This is a genomic window from Stenotrophomonas oahuensis (assembly GCF_031834595.1).
Classification (GTDB): domain Bacteria; phylum Pseudomonadota; class Gammaproteobacteria; order Xanthomonadales; family Xanthomonadaceae; genus Stenotrophomonas; species Stenotrophomonas oahuensis.
On the sequence record NZ_CP115541.1, the window covers coordinates 4128648 to 4148566 of the forward strand.

The window sequence follows — 19919 nt, forward strand, 5'->3', positions numbered from 1 at the left end:
AGGCGACCGCCCCCATCGTCCTTTCTGCCGAGGCACCATGTCTCCTGCGTGGACCAACCCGTACGGCCAGCCGATCGGCATGCCCCTGCCCGGCTGGCGCGCGCGCCAGCGCCCGAATGCAATCTCGCTGCAGGGGCGCTTCTGCCGGCTGGAGCCGCTGGACCCGGCCGTACATGGCCAAGCCCTGGCCGAAGCCTACGCACTCGCCGCCGAACCGCGCGACTGGACCTACATGGCGAACGGCCCATTCGACTCTGACGCCGCCTTCTTCCAGTATCTGTCCACAGCCGCACGCAGCGACGACCCACGCCACTACGCCGTGGTCGATGCCCGCAGCGGACGCGCCACCGGCACGCTGGCGCTGATGCGACAGGATCCGGCCAATGGCGTCATCGAAGTCGGCCATGTGATGTTCTCGCCGTTGCTGCAGCGCACGCCGGCCGCAACCGAAGCGCAACACCTGCTGATGCACTACGTATTCGACGTGCTGGGTTATCGCCGTTACGAATGGAAGTGCGACAGCCTCAATGCCGGCTCGCGCAAGGCGGCCGAGCGGCTGGGCTTCCAGTTTGAAGGCATTTTCCGCCAGGCGCTGGTGTACAAAGGCCGCAATCGGGATACCGCGTGGTTCTCGGTAATCGACAGCGAGTGGCCGAAGCTGGATGAAGCGTTTACTACGTGGTTGGCTGCCGACAACTTCAGTACCGAGGGCACACAGGTGCGGTCACTTGCCGCCTGCCGTGGTGCCGCGTCGTAGAGCCGGGATCCACCGGCCCCGGCGAGTGCCGGCCTTTCCGGGGTCCATTGACCCCGGAAAGCGGCAGCATTCCCGCGGCGTGTCAGCCTCCGGCCGGTACAGGCGTTTCAGTTGCCGGCGCAGCCTGCGGCACCACATCCGGCGTAATCCGCCACACGGTATTAGCCAGATCATCGGCGACGATCAGCGCGCCCTTCGGGTCCAGCGTCACGCCCACCGGACGCCCACGGGTCTTGCCATCTTCACCGCGGAAGCCGGTCGCGAAGACCACCGGCTCACCGCTCGGCTTGCCGTTGCTGAAGGGCACGAACACCACCTTGTAGCCCACCGGCGGATTGCGGTTCCAGCTGCCGTGTTCGCCAACGAACACGCCATCGGCAAACGCGCCCCCCATCACCGGCGAGGAGAAGGTCACGCCCAGCGCAGCCACATGCGAGCCCAGCGCGTAATCCGGGGTCAGCGCAGTCTCCACCAGCTCCGGCTTCTGCGGCATCACCCGGGTATCCACGTGCTTGCCCCAGTAGCTGTACGGCCAGCCGTAGAAGCCGCCTTCTTTCACCGAGGTCAGGTAATCGGGCACCAGATTCGGACCGATCTCGTCGCGTTCGTTGACCACCGCGTACAGCGTGCCGGTGCCTGGCTGCACGGCCAGTGCGGTCGGGTTGCGGATGCCGCTGGCGTAGGTACGGTGCGCGCCGGTCTGGGCGTCGATCTCCCACACCACGGCACGGTCCACTTCCACGTCCATGCCGCGCTCGCTGACGTTGCTGTTGGAGCCGATGCCCACGTACAGATGGCGGCCATCGGCGCTGGCGGCCAGCGATTTGGTCCAGTGGTGGTTGATCGCCGACGGCAGGTCCGTCACCTTCACCGGCGCGGCGCTGGCCTTGGTCTCGCCTTCGGTGTAGTCGAACCGCACCAGGACACCTGGGACACCCGCGCGGCGCGCTGCTACCTGTGGAACCAACGCTACCCGCGTTCATCCACCGCACAACTTGCATGTGCCCAGCTTGTGGACAATTTTGCATGGTCATTGCGCGGAACAAGCGGGTACGCAATCGAAGTGAAACAGGACAGCTGGCCGAAGTTCAAAGCCCAAAGCCGGTTTGCCGCGCAGTACCTGCTCAAGATGGACAAACGGGCCCGGAAGGATCCGCACTGGTATGTACTGGCATTGAATGTCGCCCGCTACGAGGGCGTGGACGTCCAGAGTTTCATGAACCTCTACGATGAGGGCATTCGCAGACATCCCCGCCTTTACGGCATCCATTTCAGTGCCGTCGAGTACTTCGTGCCGAAGTGGGGTGGGAATGCGGACGCGATCGATGCCCTCGTCCAGCGCGCCCAGAAACGGCTTCCGCGCAAGGAACACGATGCGCTGTACGCGCGCATGTACCGGCTTGCTGCGCAGAGCCAGTTCCGCACCTCGCTCTTCGCCTGGTCCAAGGGGGATGGCCCACCATGCGAAGCGGTTTCCAGGACATCCTTGAACACTACCCCTCGGAATGGAACCTTCAGTCCTTCGCCTACTTCGCCTACTTCGCCTGCGAGGCAGGCGACATGGAGACCGCACGCACGCTGGTGTCGAAGATGACGCAGATTCCGGATCGCGAAGCCTGGCTGGGAAAGGACAGCTATGCACGCTGTCAGTCGAAGGCCGCAGCCGCGATACCGCCTGGTACTCAGTCATCGACCGCGAATGGCCCCGATTACACGACGCATTCGTAAAATGGCTGGCACCCGACAACTTCGACGCAAACGGCAAGCAGCGCGCCACGCCGTCAGCACTCCGGTAGCGCCGGCCGTTGGCTGGCCCAGGCGGTGCGCGGCACAACCGACCAGCCAGCAATCGTCCGCACGCCACTACACGGCCCTGCACTCCGCCGACACCCTGCCATTAGTCACCCCCATAAAGTCCGTTCAGTCTTGATATAGTCATCTTCAACCTCCCGGGGTGTCGACACAAGCTGTCGAGGAGGGGGATTTCATTATGTTGAAAGAAGGGCTGAGCGAATGACCGCTACTGACCACGGCGAGTCCGTGCCTGATTCTTCGTGACGGCCATTGAAAGATCACATCTGGACTGACGGAACAGCACATGCAGGGATCCAGCGGAAAGCAGTCGATGAGTAAGAAAACGTCGGGTCGCATTGCCTTGATGGGCGCAGCGCTGGCCTCCCTGTCGAGCTTCACCGTCGCGGCACAGACCTCAACCTCCAACTTCGAGTGGGAGGAATTCTCTGACCGCCTTGCAAAGACGGAGAGGATCAGCCCGTTGGGGCCGGACCTGTTTGGCGACAAAGTGCGGCTGGCGAATGGCGAACTCGGGTTCGAGTTGACCGACATCGCCCTGCCCGGAAACAACAGCCTTGAGGTCAAACTGACGCGCTCCTATCAGGTGATGAGTCGCAAGACCTATGTGCCGGACGCCATGTTGGCAGACTGGCAGATCAATGTTCCGAACATCAGCGGTAGCTTCGCACCAGACTGGGGCGTGGGCAGCGACGTCGCCAACGCAACACGCTGCACAAACGGCTGGCCGCCCGACGTACCCTTCCGATTCGAAACGCGCGAGTTCTGGACCGGATTGAGGGTGGAAATCCCCGACGGCGGCGGAGAGCTGCTACGCACAGCGGCACGAACCTCGCAGCCACAAGACGGTGCCTCGTACCCGTGGACCACGACTGGCCAGATCTTCTTTACCTGTCTTCCTTCCATCAAGAATGCCGGCGGCGAAGGCTTCCTGGCCATCACGCCAGATGGAACGCGCTACTGGTTCGACTGGTTGGCCCAGCGGATTGAACCAACACTCAAGAAGTACGAGCTCGTCGAGGACGACGGCACCGCGCCCACTCCGCAACCATGGCACTTCCTGCAGCGCCGCAGGAACATGTTGCTTGCGACCAAGGTGCAGGACCGTTTCGGCAACACCGTTCAGTACACCTATGCGAATGCGTGGAATGCATCACCTCGCCTGACCGCTATCACCGCCAGTGATGGCCGGCAGCTTACCCTGACGTACAGCGGCGACAATGTGAGCGCTGTCAGCGACGGAGCGCGCCAGTGGCAGTATCGCTACAACGACAGCGCGTCACGTCGCAGCCTGGCGGCCGTTGCACTTCCAGACGGTAGCCAATGGACGATCGACTTCAACGACTTCACCCGTGCCGTACTCAAGTACGCTGAAGTGGTTTCGCCCGAGCCCGGCGAGTTGTTCCGCACCTGCTTCCAAAACGAGATTCCGCTGCCCTATCCGTCGGCATTGATCACCGGAACGATGGTGCATCCCTCGGGAGCGGTGGGTCGCTTCGCCGTCGCTGCGCTGGAACATGGGCGTAGCCATGTACCACTCAATTGCCAGAACGTGGAATACAACGCCGGCTTTGGCAACAATCAGAACGACGATATCAATACCTATGCGATCTCTGGTTACAGCCTTACCTTGACCGCAAAATCCATCAGCGGGCCGGGATTGCCCAATCTGCAGTGGCAGTACGCCTATACACCCAACATCAGCTACGACACCTACCCCGGCCAAGATCCACTGAATCCGGTTTGCCAGTATGGCAGCTCCACCGCCTGCGAAGCACCTCTCTGCACGAGCGAGGACTGCGCACAGTCCAACACCACGACGGTCACTGGTCCCGGCGGGGAGTGGATCCGCTACAGCCATGGCAATTCTTACCGTTACAACGAGGGGAAACTTCTGAAGGTTGAGGTCGGCACCGGCCCGAACGACATCCAGCGCACCACGTCCTATCGCTATGACCTCGGATTCGCCGGCCAGAATTACCCGGCCAGATATGGTGTAAGTACGCAGTTCTTTGGAGAGGGCTGGGCCAGCGAGTACCACCGCCCGCAGCTTGAAATGCACACGAGCCAGCAGGGAATCGTTTTCTCGTCTGTGTCCAGCGAGCTGGACTACTTCGCCCGTCCGCATCGCGTCGCAAGGTATAGCACGCTGGGGTTTGCGCGTACCGACGGTCACACCTATTACGACGACACGGCGCGCTGGGTCGTAGGCCAGCGTCAGAGCACTACCTGCCTTGCACCTGCCAGTTGTGCAGGGCAGGTCATGGCCAGCGTGGTGTTTGACCCGGAGACTGCGCAACCCGTGCATTTCAGCGCTTTCGGCGCGCTGCAGCAGACGTTGACCTACCATCCCACTGGCAGCATCGCAACCGTCTCCGACGCGCGCGACGGCGCTGGTGTGGATACCACCATGACCTTGCTTGACTGGAAACGGGGCATCCCACAATCGGTCTACTACGGAGACGGTGCCATGGAGCTGGCGACAGTGAATGATCAGGGTTGGATCACGCAGTACGCCGATGCCAATGGCTTCCCGCGCAGCTTCGCCTATGACGCCATGGGCCGGCTGGCACGCAAGGACCTGCCGCAGGGCGACACAGTGGCATGGAACCCGACCCTGTCCGCCTTCGAGGCGGTGCCGTATGAAGAGTACGGGTTACCGGCTGGTCACTGGCGCGGCAGCAGCCGGACGGGCAACTGGCGCAAACAGGTGTACTACGACGCGCTCTGGCGCCCGGTCGTGACCGTCGAGGAGGACCTCGCCAACCCACAGGCCACGCAGCGGTGGGTCGCAACCCGCTACGACGACATGGGTCGAGTATCCTTCACCTCCTATCCTCGAAACCTCCATCAGGAAGGATCTGCCAACTACACCGATGCGGGCCTTCAAGGCATTTACACCGTCTCCGATCTGTTCGGGCGGCCGCTCACCGTCCAGCAGGACTCCGAACTTGGCCTATTGACGACCCGGAACGAGTACCTGACCGGCTTCCAGACCCGTACAACCTCACCAAAGGGGCAGAAGACCACCATTCGGTACATGGCCTTTGACAAGCCCGACACCGGATTGCCCGTCTTCATCGACGAACCCGGTGGCGTCATCACCACCATCGAGCGGGACGCCTACGGAAAGCCGCTGGAGATTTCGCGCAGCGGGGGTGTGCAATGAGGGCTCAGCAGGTGTTGCAGCGCTCGTGGGGCGAAAGACTCTTTGCCAAAGCCTTGCTCTTGGCTTCGCTGATGCTGGCTGTCAGCGACGTCATGGCCCAGGCGTCGTTGGAGCTGACTGCACCCGGCGGGACGACGTTCACAAGCCCGTCCGGCTTCGATCTCATGCTCGTCGCCAACGATGGATCCACAGGCAACACATTCGAGCAGGTGGAGTTCTACTGGTTGACCCGAAACGGGGATCGCATCGACTTCGACCAGGTAATGCCGTCGCGCATTTATCACGAATCAGGGCTTCCGTCCGGCGTGTATCAATACTCGCTGGAAGGTCGTGCCATGTACCGCGATGCCCGCGGGAATGAACGCTACAAATCGATCCTCCCGATTCCAAGACTGACCGTTACTGTTCTTGCGGGCTATGGCGGAATCACCGCCTCGGCCTCGTCCTGCACCATTCCCTGGGGCCAGTCGAGCTGCCCCGTCACCATCAACTGGACGTCGAACGCGCCTGCCGCCCAGGTCTTCATGTCCGCGTTGGACAACAGCAACATGCAACTCGTGGGCCAGGGCCAGTCCGGCGCAATCACCGCTTCCGTCACCCCGGCCGGTCAGCGCTTCCATCTGCGCAATGGCGCAGCCACATTTGCCACGACGGAAGCGCGTGGTATCGCCACGGTCAATCAGGCACCGACAATCAGCATTGCGACACCGACAGCCGGTGCCATGTTCCCGGCGGGTGCAAGCGTGCCCATCAGCGCCTCCGCCGCTGACAGCGACGATGGTGTCGGACGTGTGGACCTCAAGGTTGACGGGACCACCGTTGCTAGCCTCACGTCACCGCCCTACTCCACCCGGCTGACGACGCTTGCCCCAGGAACGCATACGGTCACCGCCACTGCGATAGACACGCGCGGGACGTCCACCACCTCAGCGCCAGTCAGCATCAGCGTGTCCACGATACCCGGCACAACTCTGACGCGACGCTACGTCTACGACTCGCATCAACGTCTCTGCAAGTCCATTGAGCCCGAGACAGGCTCGACGGTGATGGGCTATGACGCAGCAGGCAATCTCGCGTGGAGTGCTGCCGGTCTCGATCTGCCCAGCACCACCAGCTGCGACCTGGCGGCGGCCGAAGCCAGCGGCCGCGCGGTACGTCGGACCTATGATGCGCGCAACCGCATTGCAACGCTGCGCTTCCCTGACCGCAACGGGGATGTGGACTATCAATATACCCCCGACGGGCTCGTGCAGCAGACTACGGCCTACAACGATAGTGGGACCACAACCGCGACGAGCAGCTACCAGTACAACAAGCTCAGGCTGCTGTCGGGAGAATCGCTTGCCCAGACGGGGGCCACTACCCGTAGCATTGGCTACGGCTACAGCCCGAACGGCCATCTTGCCGGCCAGACCTACCCCAGCGGCCGCTACATTGACTACGCCCCGAATGCCATGGGTCAGGCGACCCGGGCTGGCGACTATGCATCTGGCGTGAGCTACTACCCTAACGGTGGGATCAAGCAGTTCACGTATGGAAACGGGGTGGTTCACACCACGACGCAAAACGCGAGGCGACTGCCGTGGCGGAGTGTAGACAGCAACATCATTGGCTTCGAGACTACGCTTGATGCCAATGGAAACGTGATCGCCATCGCAGACCTGCAGTTGGGTGCGACCTATGGCAGGCAGATGCAGTACGATGATCGAAATCGGCTAATTGCAGCCGGAAGTGCGATGTTTGGTGGTGATGGCTGGCATCGATTTTCTTATGATGCGCTCGACAACATTCGTAGTTGGTCTCTTGGCGGAGTGAAGGCTGACCAGTACTGGTTCGACGCGAAGAACAGGCTAACCAATGTCCGGAACGAGTATGGGGCAACGACTGCTGGCCTTTCCTACGATCTTCAAGGAAACCTTCACACCAAGAATGGCCGGGAATACTCTTTCGATTACGGAAACCGTCTCAGGGCAGTAGTTGGAAGTGCAAGCTACCGATACAACGCCGCAGGGCTACGCGTGCTGTCCACTGATTCCAACGGTGCAAAGGAGGAATCGTTTTACAGCACCGCAGGGCAACTACTCAGCGAGATTGACGAGCTTGGCGGGTCTTTCACGGAGACGATCTACCTCTCCGGCAGCGCCATCGTCCAGCTTCAGGGAAGCACGGTTGGAACTGCGGTGGTGTACCAACACACGGACCCACAGGGCAGCCCAACAGCAAGCTCCGGACCATCTGGACAGCTGCTGCAGCGCACCCACTACGAGCCGTACGGAAAGCCCATCAATCGAGTTGTAGACGGCATCGGCTACGCCGGCCACAAAATGGACGCGGACATCGATCTGTCGTACATGCAGCAACGGTACTACGATCCTAATCTGGCGAGGTTTCTAAGCGCAGATCCAGAATCGGTAGACCTCGGCAGTGGCCGCAACTTCAATAGATTCAAGTATGGAAACAACAGCCCCTACACGTTCGTAGATCCGGACGGACGTGCCGAGTCGCCGTACTTGATGCGCCTGATAATACCGGGTCAAGTCACCTGGGATAACGGGGTTACCGCTGCCGAGCAGGGCGACTATCCAATGGCCATCGCTCTTGGGGCGACGGCAATTGCTGAGGCGGGAATGGCCGTCGTCACGCTGGGCCAAGGAAGCGCGATCATGAACTCCAGTCGCGCGGTGGCTCAAGAGATTGCAGCCGTAAGCGCAGCACGCAATGCGGCTCAAGCAGCAAGGAATGCAAAGGCAGAAGGGGGCGCAGTGGCCGGACTTGTGACTGAGGCCGGCGAAGTTTTCACTGGTGCAAGCACAAAAGCAGGCGGCCCCGGAATTGCCACAAACAGGACGGTTTCAGACGCGGCCGAACAGCTGGCCCAAAGTGAGAGAAGCGCTGTCCATGGTTGCTGCGCTGAGATAAATGCAATGAGTAACGCCGCAAATGCTGGCGCTAAACTCAAGGGCTCTAGATTGGCGACTGTGCGCGTGAGTGGCGGAGGCAAGAACAAGTTGATGACCCCTTGTGCCACCTGCCAAGCCGTAGCTGATAAGTTGGGCGTTGTCACAGTGTCCCCACCCCTCAAGCCATAGGTTTCCCGATGAACCAAGAATCACCCTCTTCAATTGGTCTCGAAGAGCTGCGCAGGCAGCTAGACGCCGCACTCGAGGATGGTGCTTTAGATCAGGACGTACGAGCCGCCGCTCTAACAGCGCTTGAGTTCTGCGAACTACTTAGCGACCAGCTAGACGAAGATCAGCGAAATGCATGCCATGCAGCCCAGCAGTTCTGGATGGAAGGAAGTACTGATGCACGCATTCACTGGCTTAGCATTTATTCGAAGAGGCTTGATGCCGCGGGAAAGCTGTCTGATCTAGACAGGCTCATTTGGTGTTCCTTGAACTCCAATACAGGCATGTCCGACCACATGGCTGAGTTCCTGGTACTTCTGGGAAGAGACGTTGGCCTGGAACCAGCAGAAATGAAATCTGTTTTCTCCAAGCACATTCCCAACCTCGATGGCTATTGAGCTAGATACATGACCAGCGACACGAGCGCATTCGTTCTATACACCTGAACCTTTCGATAGTCTTTCGCTGCGCGGTGCTACTTCTGGAAGGAGCGCTACCGGCGGTCATCCACCCACTGAAAGGCACTCCGGACTAACGCAGAGCATGCTCATGAAGCGATTTTTTACAGTGACAGTCTTGATGCTGTCTGCCTGCGCCGGCACGAGCCCAACGAAGGCCGATGCAGTAAGTAACGCTCTGGAGTCGACGCTCGTCGATGCAGTCATTATCACCCGGTCCGCCACCCCTCCGTTCACCGGCGTCGTGAAGACATGGATAGCCTTGACGGCACGAGTGGATGGTCGCTCTGTTGAGGTTCTCATTCCATACTTCAGCGAAACACAGGACATTCCTCAGGTCGGAGAAGTGTGCAGCATTGGTGTCGTGAAAGAGGAAGCCAATGGCATTGCGGGCAACAGGATGATCAACGGAGTGTTTAGCATAGTCACCAAAGCCGGGTGTGATAATTGACCGTCCATTTGCGCGAGTTCACGCAGAGAAACTTTCCTCATATTCGTTCAGAGTATCCCTAACTGCGGATCAGCGAAGTGCTCGACGTTGGCGGCTGGCTGACCCGTGCGGCGTTTACTCCCGGCCTGATGATCGGGCTCGCTGGCGCAGTGTATGGGTTCCGTCGCAAGTACCCCGGATCCAATCTGCCCTCGCCGTTTCTGCTGGAGGGTGTGGGTTTGGTTGGCACCGTACCCGGCACGGAACGACTGGCGACCGCAGCCGCGAAGGAACCTATGCCCGCGTAACGCCGGGCTCGCCCAGGTGCTCTCGGCATGTGGCGTAGAGCCGGGCTTGCCCGGCTGAAGCTTTCGCGTGATCTGACAGACAGCCGGGCAAGCCCGGCTCTACGCATTCCCGTGTCAGTCAGCCCCCAGTACGTCCCAAGCATTCCGTGTCAGTCAGCCCCGATCACGCGCCGAGCATTTCGGGCGTCTGCCAGGCCCCGGCAAGTGCCGGGGCCTTTCCGGGCTGTGTCAGCCCCCCGTCGGTACCGGCGTTTCCGCAACCGGCACCGCCTGCGGCACCGCATCCGGCGTGATCCGCCACACCGTATTGGCCAGATCATCTGCCACGATCAACGCGCCCTTGGGATCAACCGTCACACCCACCGGACGCCCACGGGTCTTGCCATCTTCACCGCGGAAGCCGGTCGCGAAGTCCACCGGCTCACCGCTCGGCTTGCCGTTGCTGAAGGGCACGAACACCACCTTGTAGCCCACCGGCGGATTGCGGTTCCAACTGCCGTGCTCACCGACGAACACGCCATCGGCAAACGCACTGCCCATCACCGGCGAAGAGAAGCTCACGCCCAGCGCGGCCACGTGCGAGCCCAGCGCGTAATCCGGTGTCAGCGCGGTGGCGACCAGCTCCGGCTTCTGCGGCATCACCCGGGTATCCACGTGCTTGCCCCAGTAACTGTACGGCCAGCCGTAGAAGCCGCCCTCCTTCACCGAGGTCAGGTAATCGGGCACCAGGTTCGGGCCGATCTCATCACGTTCGTTGACCACCGCGTAAAGCGTGCCGGTGCCTGGCTGCACGGCCAGTGCGGTCGGGTTGCGGATGCCGCTGGCATAAGTACGGTGCGCGCCGGTCTGCGCATCGATCTCCCACACCACAGCCCGGTCCACTTCCACGTCCATGCCGCGTTCGCTGACATTGCTGTTTGAGCCGATGCCCACGTACAGATGACTGCCATCCGCACTGGCGGCCAGCGATTTGGTCCAGTGATGGTTGATCGCCGACGGCAGGTCCGTGACCTTCACAGGCGCGGCGCTGGCCTTGGTGTCGCCCTCGGTGTAGTCGAAGCGCACCAGGGCATCCTGGTTGGCCACGTAGATGGCATTGCCGATCATCGCCAGCCCATAAGGCGCATTGAGCTTGTCGGCGAACACGGTCTTCAGTTCGTACACGCCATCGCCATCGGCGTCACGCAGCAGCGTCAGACGATTGCCGCTCTTGACCTGGGTGTTGCCCTTGGCCTTGATCTTGCTGGCAATCACATCCTTGGGCTTGAGCGGCTTGGCGCTGCCGCCGCGTCCCTCGGCGATCAGAATGTCGCCGTTGGGCAGCACCAGGGTTTGGCGCGGAATGGCCAGATCAGTGGCGATGGCACGAACGGAATAGCCCTTCGGCACGGTCGGCACCTGGTCGCCCCAGGCCGTGGGCTGGGCGATGGTCATGTCCGGCATCACGCCGCGGTGCGGCTTCGGCAGCTCCGGCGCGTTGCCGTATTGGGCCATGTCCGGGGCCTTCTGCCCGCTGCACGCGGCCAGAGCCACGCTCAACGCGGACAGGCTGATGATCCTGAAGGCGCGGCTCATCGCACACCTCCTGCGTTGCGTAGGCAGCACAGGCCAAGCACCGTGGCGACCAGCGCCAACAGGGCCAGAATGACCGACATCACCAGTCCACCAGGCATCACCGCCCAGGCGTCGCGGGCGTGGTGCAGCGAGTTGACGAAACCCAGCACCCAGGTGATGGCCAGCACGATGACGTAGGCGAAGCGGCGGCTGCCTCGAACCAGGCCGACCACCCCGCTCAGCAGGGCCAGGGTGGTCAGCACCATCGCACCGACCAGCAGCCAGGCCGCAAAGTTGGCCCACTGGATCTGGTAGGTGGTCCAGTACGCGTAATCGGCCAGCAGCGTGGCCAGATAGAACGGGAACACCCCGCCAAGGAAGGCCGCGTGTAGTGGATGGATGACCCAGGGGCGGGTCACGACGACAGTTGAAGCCATGGAGGTCTCCTGCAGTGGACAGAGCGCTGGAAGCAGCGGGGGGGAGCCCGTTCATCCTGCCAGAGCCGGCGTGACGGTGGGATTGACCTTAGGTTTGATTGTGCAAAGCCTTGGCGTGTGCCGCGTGGCACCATGTGCGGGTTACCACGAAGTGCTGTCATGTCCACCGAATCCACGCCCCCGGCCGCCGCGAAGCTGCCCGAAACGACCCCGCCCGCCGCTTCCGGCTTCGCCATCCGCATTGTCGGTGCAGCCGCCGTCGCGCACCTGCTCAACGACATGATCCAGGCGGTGCTGCCGGCGGTGTATCCGCTGTTCAAAGCCGAGTTCGCGCTGAGCTTCGGCCAGATCGGCCTGCTCGGGCTGGTCTATCAGATCACCGCCTCGCTGCTGCAGCCGTGGATCGGCATGTACACCGACAAGCATCCGCTGCCCTATCTGTTGCCGGCCGGCATGGTCGCGACCTTCGTCGGCATCGCGATGATGGCGATGGCGGGCAGTTACGAAATGCTGCTGGTGTCGGCCGCGGTGATCGGGATCGGCTCGGCCACCTTCCATCCCGAAGCCTCGCGCGTGGCGCGGATGGCCTCCGGCGGGCGTTTCGGCACCGCGCAGTCCACCTTCCAGGTCGGAGGCAACACCGGTTCGGCGATTGGCCCGCTGCTGGCGGCCGCTGTGGTGATCCCGCACGGGCAGCGCGCCATCGGCTGGTTCCTGCTGATTGCCTCGGTGGGGATCGCTGTTCTGTTCCGGCTTGGACGCTGGTCTGCACACCACCGTACTGCGACGTTGAACAGTCTATCGCGTTCGCAGGGCGTGGGCCTGAGCCGCAACAAAGTGATCCAGGCCATCGGCGTGATTGCGGTGCTGATGTTCGCCAAGTTCGTCTACATCGCCTCGATCACCAATTACTTCACGTTCTATCTGATCGAGCGCTTCCAGCTCAGCGTGCAGCAGAGCCAGATCTATCTCTTCATCTTCCTGGCCTCGGTGGCGCTGGGCACCTTCATGGGCGGCCCGGTCGGCGACCGCATTGGCCGCAAGGCGGTGATCTGGATCTCGTTCCTGGGCGTGGCCCCGTTCGCGCTTGCCCTGCCCTACGCCAATCTGTTCTGGACCGCGGTGCTGGCGGTGGCGATCGGGCTGGTGATGTCGTCCGCCTTTGCCGCGCTGGTGGTGTATGCGCAGGAGGCCGTGCCGGGCCGTGTCGGGTTGGTGTCAGGGCTGATGTTTGGCCTGATGTTCGGCATTGGTGGCATGGGCGCGGCCGGGCTGGGTCAGCTGGCCGACGCCCATGGCATCGTGTGGGTGTACCACTTCACCTCGTTCCTGCCGCTGCTGGGGTTGGCGACGGCGTTGTTGCCGAAGACCGCGATGCGGTAGTCGAACGGTTCGATATGGCGTGGACACGCATGGCGTGCGCGCGTCTTCGTTCGGCATGGCGTTGACACGCATGGCGTGTCACTACGCTACGTTGGTCGAATGATGTTGGGGTCGAACGATGACGCATGTAGGGACACGCCATGCGTGTCTGCGGGGTGCGGGACACTTTCGTGCCCGCACCGATCGTCGGGCTACTTCGACATCGAATACGGCTGTTCCGCGCCCTGACCCGGCCATGCCTTGTTCGGCTCGGCCTGCAGGGCAAAGTGCAGCTCGCCGCCGGCCAGAATCTCCGAATGGCGCAGGAAGGTGCGGTTCAGCGGCTTGCCGTTGAGCGTGACCGAGCCGACATAGTCATGCCCCTTGCCCACGCCGTCGGCAGTCACGGTAAAGGTCTTGCCGTTGGGCAGGTTGAGCGAGGCCTTGGGCAGGAACGGACGACCGATGATGTACTCGGCGCTGCCCGGTGCCACCGGGTAGAAGCCCAGCGCGGTGAACACGTACCACGCCGACATCTGGCCCAGGTCGTCATTGCCGGCCAGGCCATCCGGACGGTCGGCGTACTGCGAATCCATGATCTGCTTCAACCGCGCCTGGGTCCGCCACGGCTGGCCGCTGTAGGCATACAGGTAGGCCACGTGGTGGCTGGGCTCGTTGCCGTGCGCATACCAGCCGATCAGGCCGGTGATGTCTTCCATGTGCTCGAAGATGGACGGATCCACCTTGGCCTCGAAGACTTCGTCCAGCCGCGCCAACAACTTGTCCGCGCCGCCGTGCGAGGCGGTCAGGCCAGCCACGTCATGCGGCACATACCACGAGTACTGCCAGGCATTGCCTTCGGTGTAGTCAGTGCCGTAACCGCTGGCACTGGGATCGAACGGGGTGCGGAAGCTGCCGTCACGCTTGCGTGCGCGCATGAAGCCGGTGTCCGGATCGAACGCGTTGCGCCAGTTGCCGGCGCGCTTGTCGAAGGTGGCGGCGACATCGGTGCGACCCATCGCCTGCGCCATGCGCGCGATGGTCCAGTCGTCGTAGGCGTACTCCAGGGTCTTGCTGGCCGCCTCGCCTTCTTCGTCAATCGGCACCCAGCCCAGTTCGCGGTACTGCGCGATGCCGTCATACGGACCGTAGTTGGCGGTGGCGACCATGGCATCCAGCGCCTTGTTCGCGTCGAAACCGCGGATGCCCTTCACGTAGGCATCGGCGATCACCGGCACCGCGTGGTAGCCGATCATGCACCAGGTTTCCTGGCCGTGGAACGACCACACCGGCAGCATGCCGTAGGCGCTGTGCTGCTGATGCGCCAGCAGCGAGTTGATGAAATCGCTGCTGCGCTGTTCCGGCTGCACCAGGGTCAGCAGCGGATGCAGTGCGCGGTAGGTATCCCACAGCGAGAACGTGGAGTAATTCGTGTAGCCCTCGGCACGGTGCACGGCATTGTCCGAGCCGCGGTACTGGCCGTCGGCATCCATGAACAGCGTCGGGCCGAGCAGGCTGTGGTACAGCGCGGTGTACAGGCTGCGGCGGTCGTGTTCCGGACCCTGCGCATCCAGCACCGACAGCGCCTGCTGCCACTGGCTGCGGGCCTGCGCGCGCACGCGGTCGAAGTTCTGGTCTTTGGCTTCGGCGTCGAGGTTGGCGATGGCACCCGCCTCGCTGACCGACGAGATCGCCACGCTGACCACCAGCGGCGCATCCAGCTTGCCGAAGTCGAAGGTGCCGACCAGCTGGCGGCCCTCGATCTGCGGCCGCTGCGACGGGTTGTTGTGGCCCGGCGGCGGGAAGCCCTTGTAGGCGATGTCGGTTTCGGTGTTGTGCAGCTCATGCGCCTGCAGGGGGCGCGAGAAGCGCATCGCGAAATACAGTTGACGACCCGGAGCCCAGCCGCGGGTTTCGCGGAAACCGGTCACGGTGCCGTCCTCGCGGATGCGCACGCGTGACCACAGGATCTTGCCCGGGTAGTCGTACAGGCTGGTGCGCAGGTCCAGCAGCACCTTGGCATCCTCGCCCTTCGGGTAGGTGTAGCGGTGCACACCGGTGCGCGGGCTGGCGGTCAGCTCGGCGCGCACCTTGTAGTCATCCAGGGTGACCGCGTAGTAGCCGGGCTCGGCCACTTCGCGGTCATGGTGGAAGCGCGAGGCATAGCCACTGCGCGGATTGTCCGGGTCGCCGCGCTCCAGCCCCGGGGTGCCGGTGTACGGCATGACCAGCACGTCGCCCAGGTCGGAATGGCCGCTGCCGGAGAAGTGGGTGTGCGAGAAACCGACAATGCTGCTGTCGTCGTAGCGATAGCCGGCGGCCCAGTCATAGGCCTTCTCGCGCGGCTGGATGCGGGTGTCCGGGCTGAGCTGGACCATGCCGAACGGCACCGTCGCACCGGGGTAGGTGTGCCCTTCCCCGCCCGTGCCGATGAAGGGGTCCACCGCCGCATAGGCGCGTTCCCCGACCGTGGCCGGAGCCGCGCCTGCCGTTCCTGCCAGCATCGCTGCTACCGCCAGCCCCACCCACCGTACCGCCCCCGCTTTAGCCATGGCGTGATTTAGATCGATTCAAGGAAATCCGATCGTAGCATTGGTCCGCGCGGGGTGCATGTTGCGGTGCGTGGGGCCCGTCCAATCACGCCGGACGGGGTTCCTCCGGCAGCAACTGCGGCGGCAGCATCGGGCGCGACGCATCCACCGTGACCGGCTCATCGCCCTTCAGCAACTCGTGCGCCTCTTCCTCACTGCCCACCGCCGGCGGCGAGCCGCGCAGCGGCAGGTTCGCGGTTTCGTTGACGAACAGCATGGTGATCAAGCCAATCACCGCTGCACCCATCAGATAGTACGCCGGCACCAGCGGATCGCCGGTACGCTCCACCAGCCACGCGGTCACCAGCGGCGTGGTGCCACCGAACAGCGACACGGAAATGTTGAACGCAATCGAGAGCGCGCTGTAGCGCACCGGCGTGTAGAACAGCGCCGGCAGGGTGGACGGCATGGAACTGGTGAAGCACACCAGCGCGATGCCCAGCAGCATCAGGCCGAGGAAGATGAGCCCGTCATGCTCGCTGCCGACCAGCAGCAGGCACGGCACCGCCAGCGCGAACAGCGCAATGCAGGCCCCGATGATCATCGGCCGACGGCCGAGGCGATCACTGAACAGGCCACCCACAATATTGAGCGGCATCATCACCAGCATCACCAGGATGATCAGCAGCAGGCCCTTGCTTTCGGCATAGCCCATGGTGACGCTGAGATAGCTGGGCATATAGGTCAGCAGCATGTAGTCGGTGACGTTGAACACCAGCACCAGACCCACGCACTTCAGCAGCTGCGGCCAGTGCACGCGCAGCAGTTCGCCCAGGCCCGGGCGTTCATGGTCACGCTTGTCTGCCTCTTCCGCGTAGGCCTTGAACGCCGGGGTTTCCTCCAGTTTCATGCGCATGTAAAGACCGAGCAGACCCAGCGGACCGGCCACCAGGAACGGCACGCGCCAGCCCCAGTCGAGCATCTGCTCGCTGCTCAGCGCCATGTGCAGCGCGGTAACCGTAGCGGCACCGGCGATGTAGCCGCCGAGCGTGCCGAACTCCAGCCAGCTGCCCATCAGGCCACGATTGCGGTCGGTGGAGTACTCGGCAATGAAGGTCGCGGCACCGCCGTACTCACCTCCGGTGGAGAAGCCTTGCACCAGGCGCGCCAGCAACAACAGCGCGGGTGCCCACAGGCCAATGCGTTCGTACGACGGAATCAGGCCGATGCTGAAAGTGCCCAGGGCCATCAGGATCATGGTGAAGGCCAGCACTTTCTGTCGGCCATAGCGATCGCCGAGCGGGCCGAACACCATGCCGCCGAGCGGACGCACCAGGAAGGCAACGGTGAACGTTGCGAAGGTGGCGATCAGCTGCGCGGTGGGATTGCTGGAGGGGAAGAACACGTGGCCCAGGGTGACCGCGAGATAGCCATACACACCGAAATCGAACCATTCCATGGCATTGCCCAATGCTGCGGCACCGACTGCGCGCTTCAGCATTGGGCGATCCACCACGGTGACCTCGTCCACTTTCAGTTGTCGGCGGCGTTTGAACCAGCCGAAATGGGCATGTGCCGCATGCAGATCCTGCATCTGTTTCTCCTCGGAGCGTGGCCACCACGCGTCCGAGGTTCCGCGCACGGCACGGAAAGCCACCACCTCATGAAGTGCGGCGAAATGCGCAGGAGGGGTTCAACAGACGGTCCCGGACGGCCGCGTGGACACAGCGGCGCTGCAGGAAGGGCGACCGTGACGGGCAACGGCCCGGGTCAATGGTCAAACGACACATGATACAACAGATGCAACACTGAGACCCTCCCGGATCACAGTGTTGCATTAAGCATCCGCATTCATGCCACGGAAGATTTTGTCATCACGGCATCAAATGCAGCGAAATCATCAAGAGAATGCGGCCTCACCACGCGCGCCCGTTCTTCGCCATCGCACAGCAGAATCAGCGTGGGCCACAGCTTCACCGTAAACGAGCGGCCCAGTGGCCGCCCTTTGCCGTCTTCGACTTTGTGGTGGGTGACGGCATGCTGCTCCACCCACGCTTTCACCGAGGGTTGCGCGCCCTGGCAGTGCCCGCACCAGTCAGTGCCGAATTCAATGACATGCCAGCCGCGCAGCGCATCGACCGCACTGCGCAGCGGCTCAGGTTCACCGTTTTCAAAGCGGCTCACGTAACCCATGACTTACGCAGCCAGTGCGCGCTGGATGTCTTCCAGTGGCGCGTTGGTGTAATCCTTGGCCAGATCGAACAGCAGCCGCGATTCCACCTCTTTGTGCAGCTGCGGACGAATGCGCCCCAGCGTCTGCGGGTCAGCCACCAGAATCAGATGCGAGTAGCGGTTGTTGAGCGCTTCGGAGTTCAACTGCTCCGCCAGCTGCTTTGCAAATGTCGCTTCATTGAGCTGGGAGATGCTCATGTCTTTCGGCACGGCACCCGACGGCCCCTGCCCGGACACCCCTTGTTCGCTCACATCCTGCACCTGCAGCTGATCATCCTGGCGCAGCTGCAGCGTACGGCCGTCACCCACATTGGTGAATACACGTGCCGAACCGCCATCAGCCACAACGATGAGGGTACCTTCGGGAATCTTCTGCATGGGGGTCTCCTGTTTCGTGAGCGTATCGAATGTTGCGCCTGCAGGTTAGGTGAGGCGATGTAAGCACCGTGCATACGGATGTGTGCAGGTTGTATGCGGCACGGCGCTGCGGCGCTGCGATTACATGCACCGCGCTCGCCTGATTGCATACAATCCGTAGAGCCACGCCATGCGTGGCTGCTGTTGGATTCGGGCGAACAGCCCTCGGTTCACGGCATCCCTGGTCTGGCGGCTCGGGGCGGGCGTTCCGGGGGACGCTGCAAGTACGTCCATGTAAGCTCGATCGCCGCATCCATGCGGCTCACGCCCCCTCCAGCCCACCCCGAGCCACCATCGACAGAGTGTCGGTGGCCAACGAACGTCAAAATCAACGGCAGCCCCGATCCATTGTCATGCGTTACCGGGTGTTGGACGTTTCACGGTCGTCGTCTGTCGACCGACGCTAGCGGCCGCGTCGCGCGATCTGTCGGGGCGGCCGTCGGGTAGCCCCCGGAGGGACACTCCACGGCATGGATGCCGTGGAGTAGCCTACATGGACGTACTTGCGGCGTGTCCCGGAGCGGGGCTGCCCGATGGCCGCCCCAGCACGTATGAATCGAGACGCTGCTCTTCGCGACAAGCATGAACGAAGCGCTGAACCCGTTAAATCGTCATTCCAGTGTAAAATTCACGGTTTTGACCGGAACCATGGCGAAGAAGCCTCAACCGCCTGTCCCCGGCCCGCCCTTCATCCGATTGCTGGCGGCGCTGGCCGACCGCAATGCCCCGCGTACCAGCCCTGATCTGGCCGATCGGCTCAGCCAGTGGATCGACTGGACCCGTGCCGTGGCCCTGTCGCGTGCCTTGGACGGCCGCCTGCCGGCTGCCGCTGAAGCTGAACCCGGCCCGGTTGAACCCCTGCTTGCCGAATGCCAGCGGGTGCGTGACAGCCTGGGCCAGGCCATCCAGAAGCCCCCCGTGCCCGGCAAACCCGAACCACGCGAGACCATGGCCTGGCGGACCCGCTGCCTGAACCACCAGCGCGCCATGCTCAGTGCCAGCGGCCGCCTGCGTGGCCTGCTGCGTGACCGGCTCAGCGCCCTGCCCGACGACCGCGCCCGCCTCGCCGAGGTCGATGCCGTCATGGAACAGGCCCTCAGCCCCCGCGAGCACAGCCTGCTCGCCGCCGTGCCCGCCCTGCTCGGCACCCACTTTGAACGCCTGCGCGACGCCGCCAGCGCCGATGACACCGACGACGGTGCCGATCCCGCCTGGCTGCAGTTGTTCAGGACCGACATGCAGAACGTGCTCCTGGCCGAACTGGATGTCCGTTTCCACCCCATCGACGGCCTGCTTGCAGCCCTGCGCGCCCACTGAATCCGTA

The 19919-nt window shown here is 62.9% G+C and carries 14 protein-coding genes and 1 pseudogene; 8 read left to right on the plus strand and 7 right to left on the minus strand.

What is annotated here, in order from left to right; translation table 11 throughout:
• Window positions 1-37 precede the first annotated feature (37 nt).
• Window positions 38-757: a GNAT family N-acetyltransferase gene (locus PDM29_RS18295; RefSeq protein WP_311191468.1), complete on the plus strand. Its 720-nt coding sequence runs from the start codon at window positions 38-40 to the stop codon at window positions 755-757.
• An 82-nt stretch (window positions 758-839) separates the two neighbouring features.
• On the opposite strand, the pseudogene PDM29_RS18300 reads toward PDM29_RS18295, so the two are convergent.
• A pseudogene (locus PDM29_RS18300) lies at window positions 840-1679 on the minus strand (PQQ-dependent sugar dehydrogenase); the annotation flags it as partial.
• 141 nt (window positions 1680-1820) lie between these two features.
• Between PDM29_RS18300 and PDM29_RS18305 the strand changes: the two are divergent.
• From PDM29_RS18305 to PDM29_RS18325, 5 genes are all read left to right on the plus strand, one after another.
• Entirely contained in the window at window positions 1821-2351 is a 531-nt protein-coding gene (locus PDM29_RS18305) for a hypothetical protein (RefSeq protein ID WP_311191469.1), read from the plus strand.
• Window positions 2352-2855: 504 nt separating this feature from the next.
• On the plus strand, window positions 2856-5738 hold the full coding sequence (locus PDM29_RS18310) for a wall associated protein (RefSeq protein ID WP_311191470.1): 2883 nt from the start codon (window positions 2856-2858) through the stop codon (window positions 5736-5738).
• 11 nt (window positions 5739-5749) lie between these two features.
• Window positions 5750-8827 carry an RHS repeat-associated core domain-containing protein gene (locus PDM29_RS18315; protein ID WP_311191471.1) on the plus strand — a complete coding sequence of 1026 codons (3078 nt, stop codon included), beginning with the start codon at window positions 5750-5752 and terminating at the stop codon, window positions 8825-8827.
• An 8-nt stretch (window positions 8828-8835) separates the two neighbouring features.
• Window positions 8836-9264: a hypothetical protein gene (locus PDM29_RS18320; protein ID WP_311191472.1), complete on the plus strand. Its 429-nt coding sequence runs from the start codon at window positions 8836-8838 to the stop codon at window positions 9262-9264.
• Between the two features lie 151 nt (window positions 9265-9415).
• A complete protein-coding gene (locus PDM29_RS18325) occupies window positions 9416-9775 on the plus strand; it encodes a hypothetical protein (RefSeq protein ID WP_311191473.1) in 360 nt (119 codons plus the stop codon).
• 515 nt (window positions 9776-10290) lie between these two features.
• Here the strand turns inward: PDM29_RS18325 and PDM29_RS18330 are convergent.
• The gene (locus PDM29_RS18330) at window positions 10291-11637 is read right to left on the minus strand and encodes a PQQ-dependent sugar dehydrogenase (RefSeq protein ID WP_311191474.1); all 1347 of its coding nucleotides are present in this window, start codon (window positions 11635-11637) and stop codon (window positions 10291-10293) included.
• Window positions 11634-12053, minus strand: coding sequence for a DUF2231 domain-containing protein (locus PDM29_RS18335; protein WP_311191475.1), 420 nt, complete (start codon window positions 12051-12053; stop codon window positions 11634-11636). The genes PDM29_RS18330 and PDM29_RS18335 overlap by 4 nt, the downstream gene beginning before the upstream one ends.
• A gap of 159 nt (window positions 12054-12212) precedes the next feature.
• Between PDM29_RS18335 and PDM29_RS18340 the strand changes: the two genes are divergently transcribed.
• Entirely contained in the window at window positions 12213-13436 is a 1224-nt protein-coding gene (locus PDM29_RS18340; RefSeq protein ID WP_311191476.1) for an MFS transporter, read from the plus strand.
• Between the two features lie 191 nt (window positions 13437-13627).
• Here the strand turns inward: PDM29_RS18340 and PDM29_RS18345 are convergent, their stop codons facing one another.
• The 4 genes from PDM29_RS18345 to PDM29_RS18360 form a co-directional block, all read right to left on the minus strand.
• Window positions 13628-15919, minus strand: a complete 2292-nt coding sequence (locus PDM29_RS18345) for a GH92 family glycosyl hydrolase (RefSeq protein WP_311191477.1) — start codon at window positions 15917-15919, stop codon at window positions 13628-13630.
• Window positions 15920-16052: 133 nt separating this feature from the next.
• Entirely contained in the window at window positions 16053-17540 is a 1488-nt protein-coding gene (proP, locus tag PDM29_RS18350; protein ID WP_311191478.1) for a glycine betaine/L-proline transporter ProP, read from the minus strand.
• Window positions 17541-17797: 257 nt separating this feature from the next.
• Window positions 17798-18139, minus strand: coding sequence for a thioredoxin family protein (locus PDM29_RS18355; RefSeq protein WP_311191479.1), 342 nt, complete (start codon window positions 18137-18139; stop codon window positions 17798-17800).
• 3 nt (window positions 18140-18142) lie between these two features.
• Window positions 18143-18556, minus strand: coding sequence for a host attachment family protein (locus PDM29_RS18360; protein WP_311191480.1), 414 nt, complete (start codon window positions 18554-18556; stop codon window positions 18143-18145).
• 675 nt (window positions 18557-19231) lie between these two features.
• Between PDM29_RS18360 and PDM29_RS18365 the strand changes: the two genes are divergently transcribed.
• Window positions 19232-19912: a DUF3348 family protein gene (locus tag PDM29_RS18365; RefSeq protein WP_311193831.1), complete on the plus strand. Its 681-nt coding sequence runs from the start codon at window positions 19232-19234 to the stop codon at window positions 19910-19912.
• Window positions 19913-19919 lie beyond the last annotated feature (7 nt).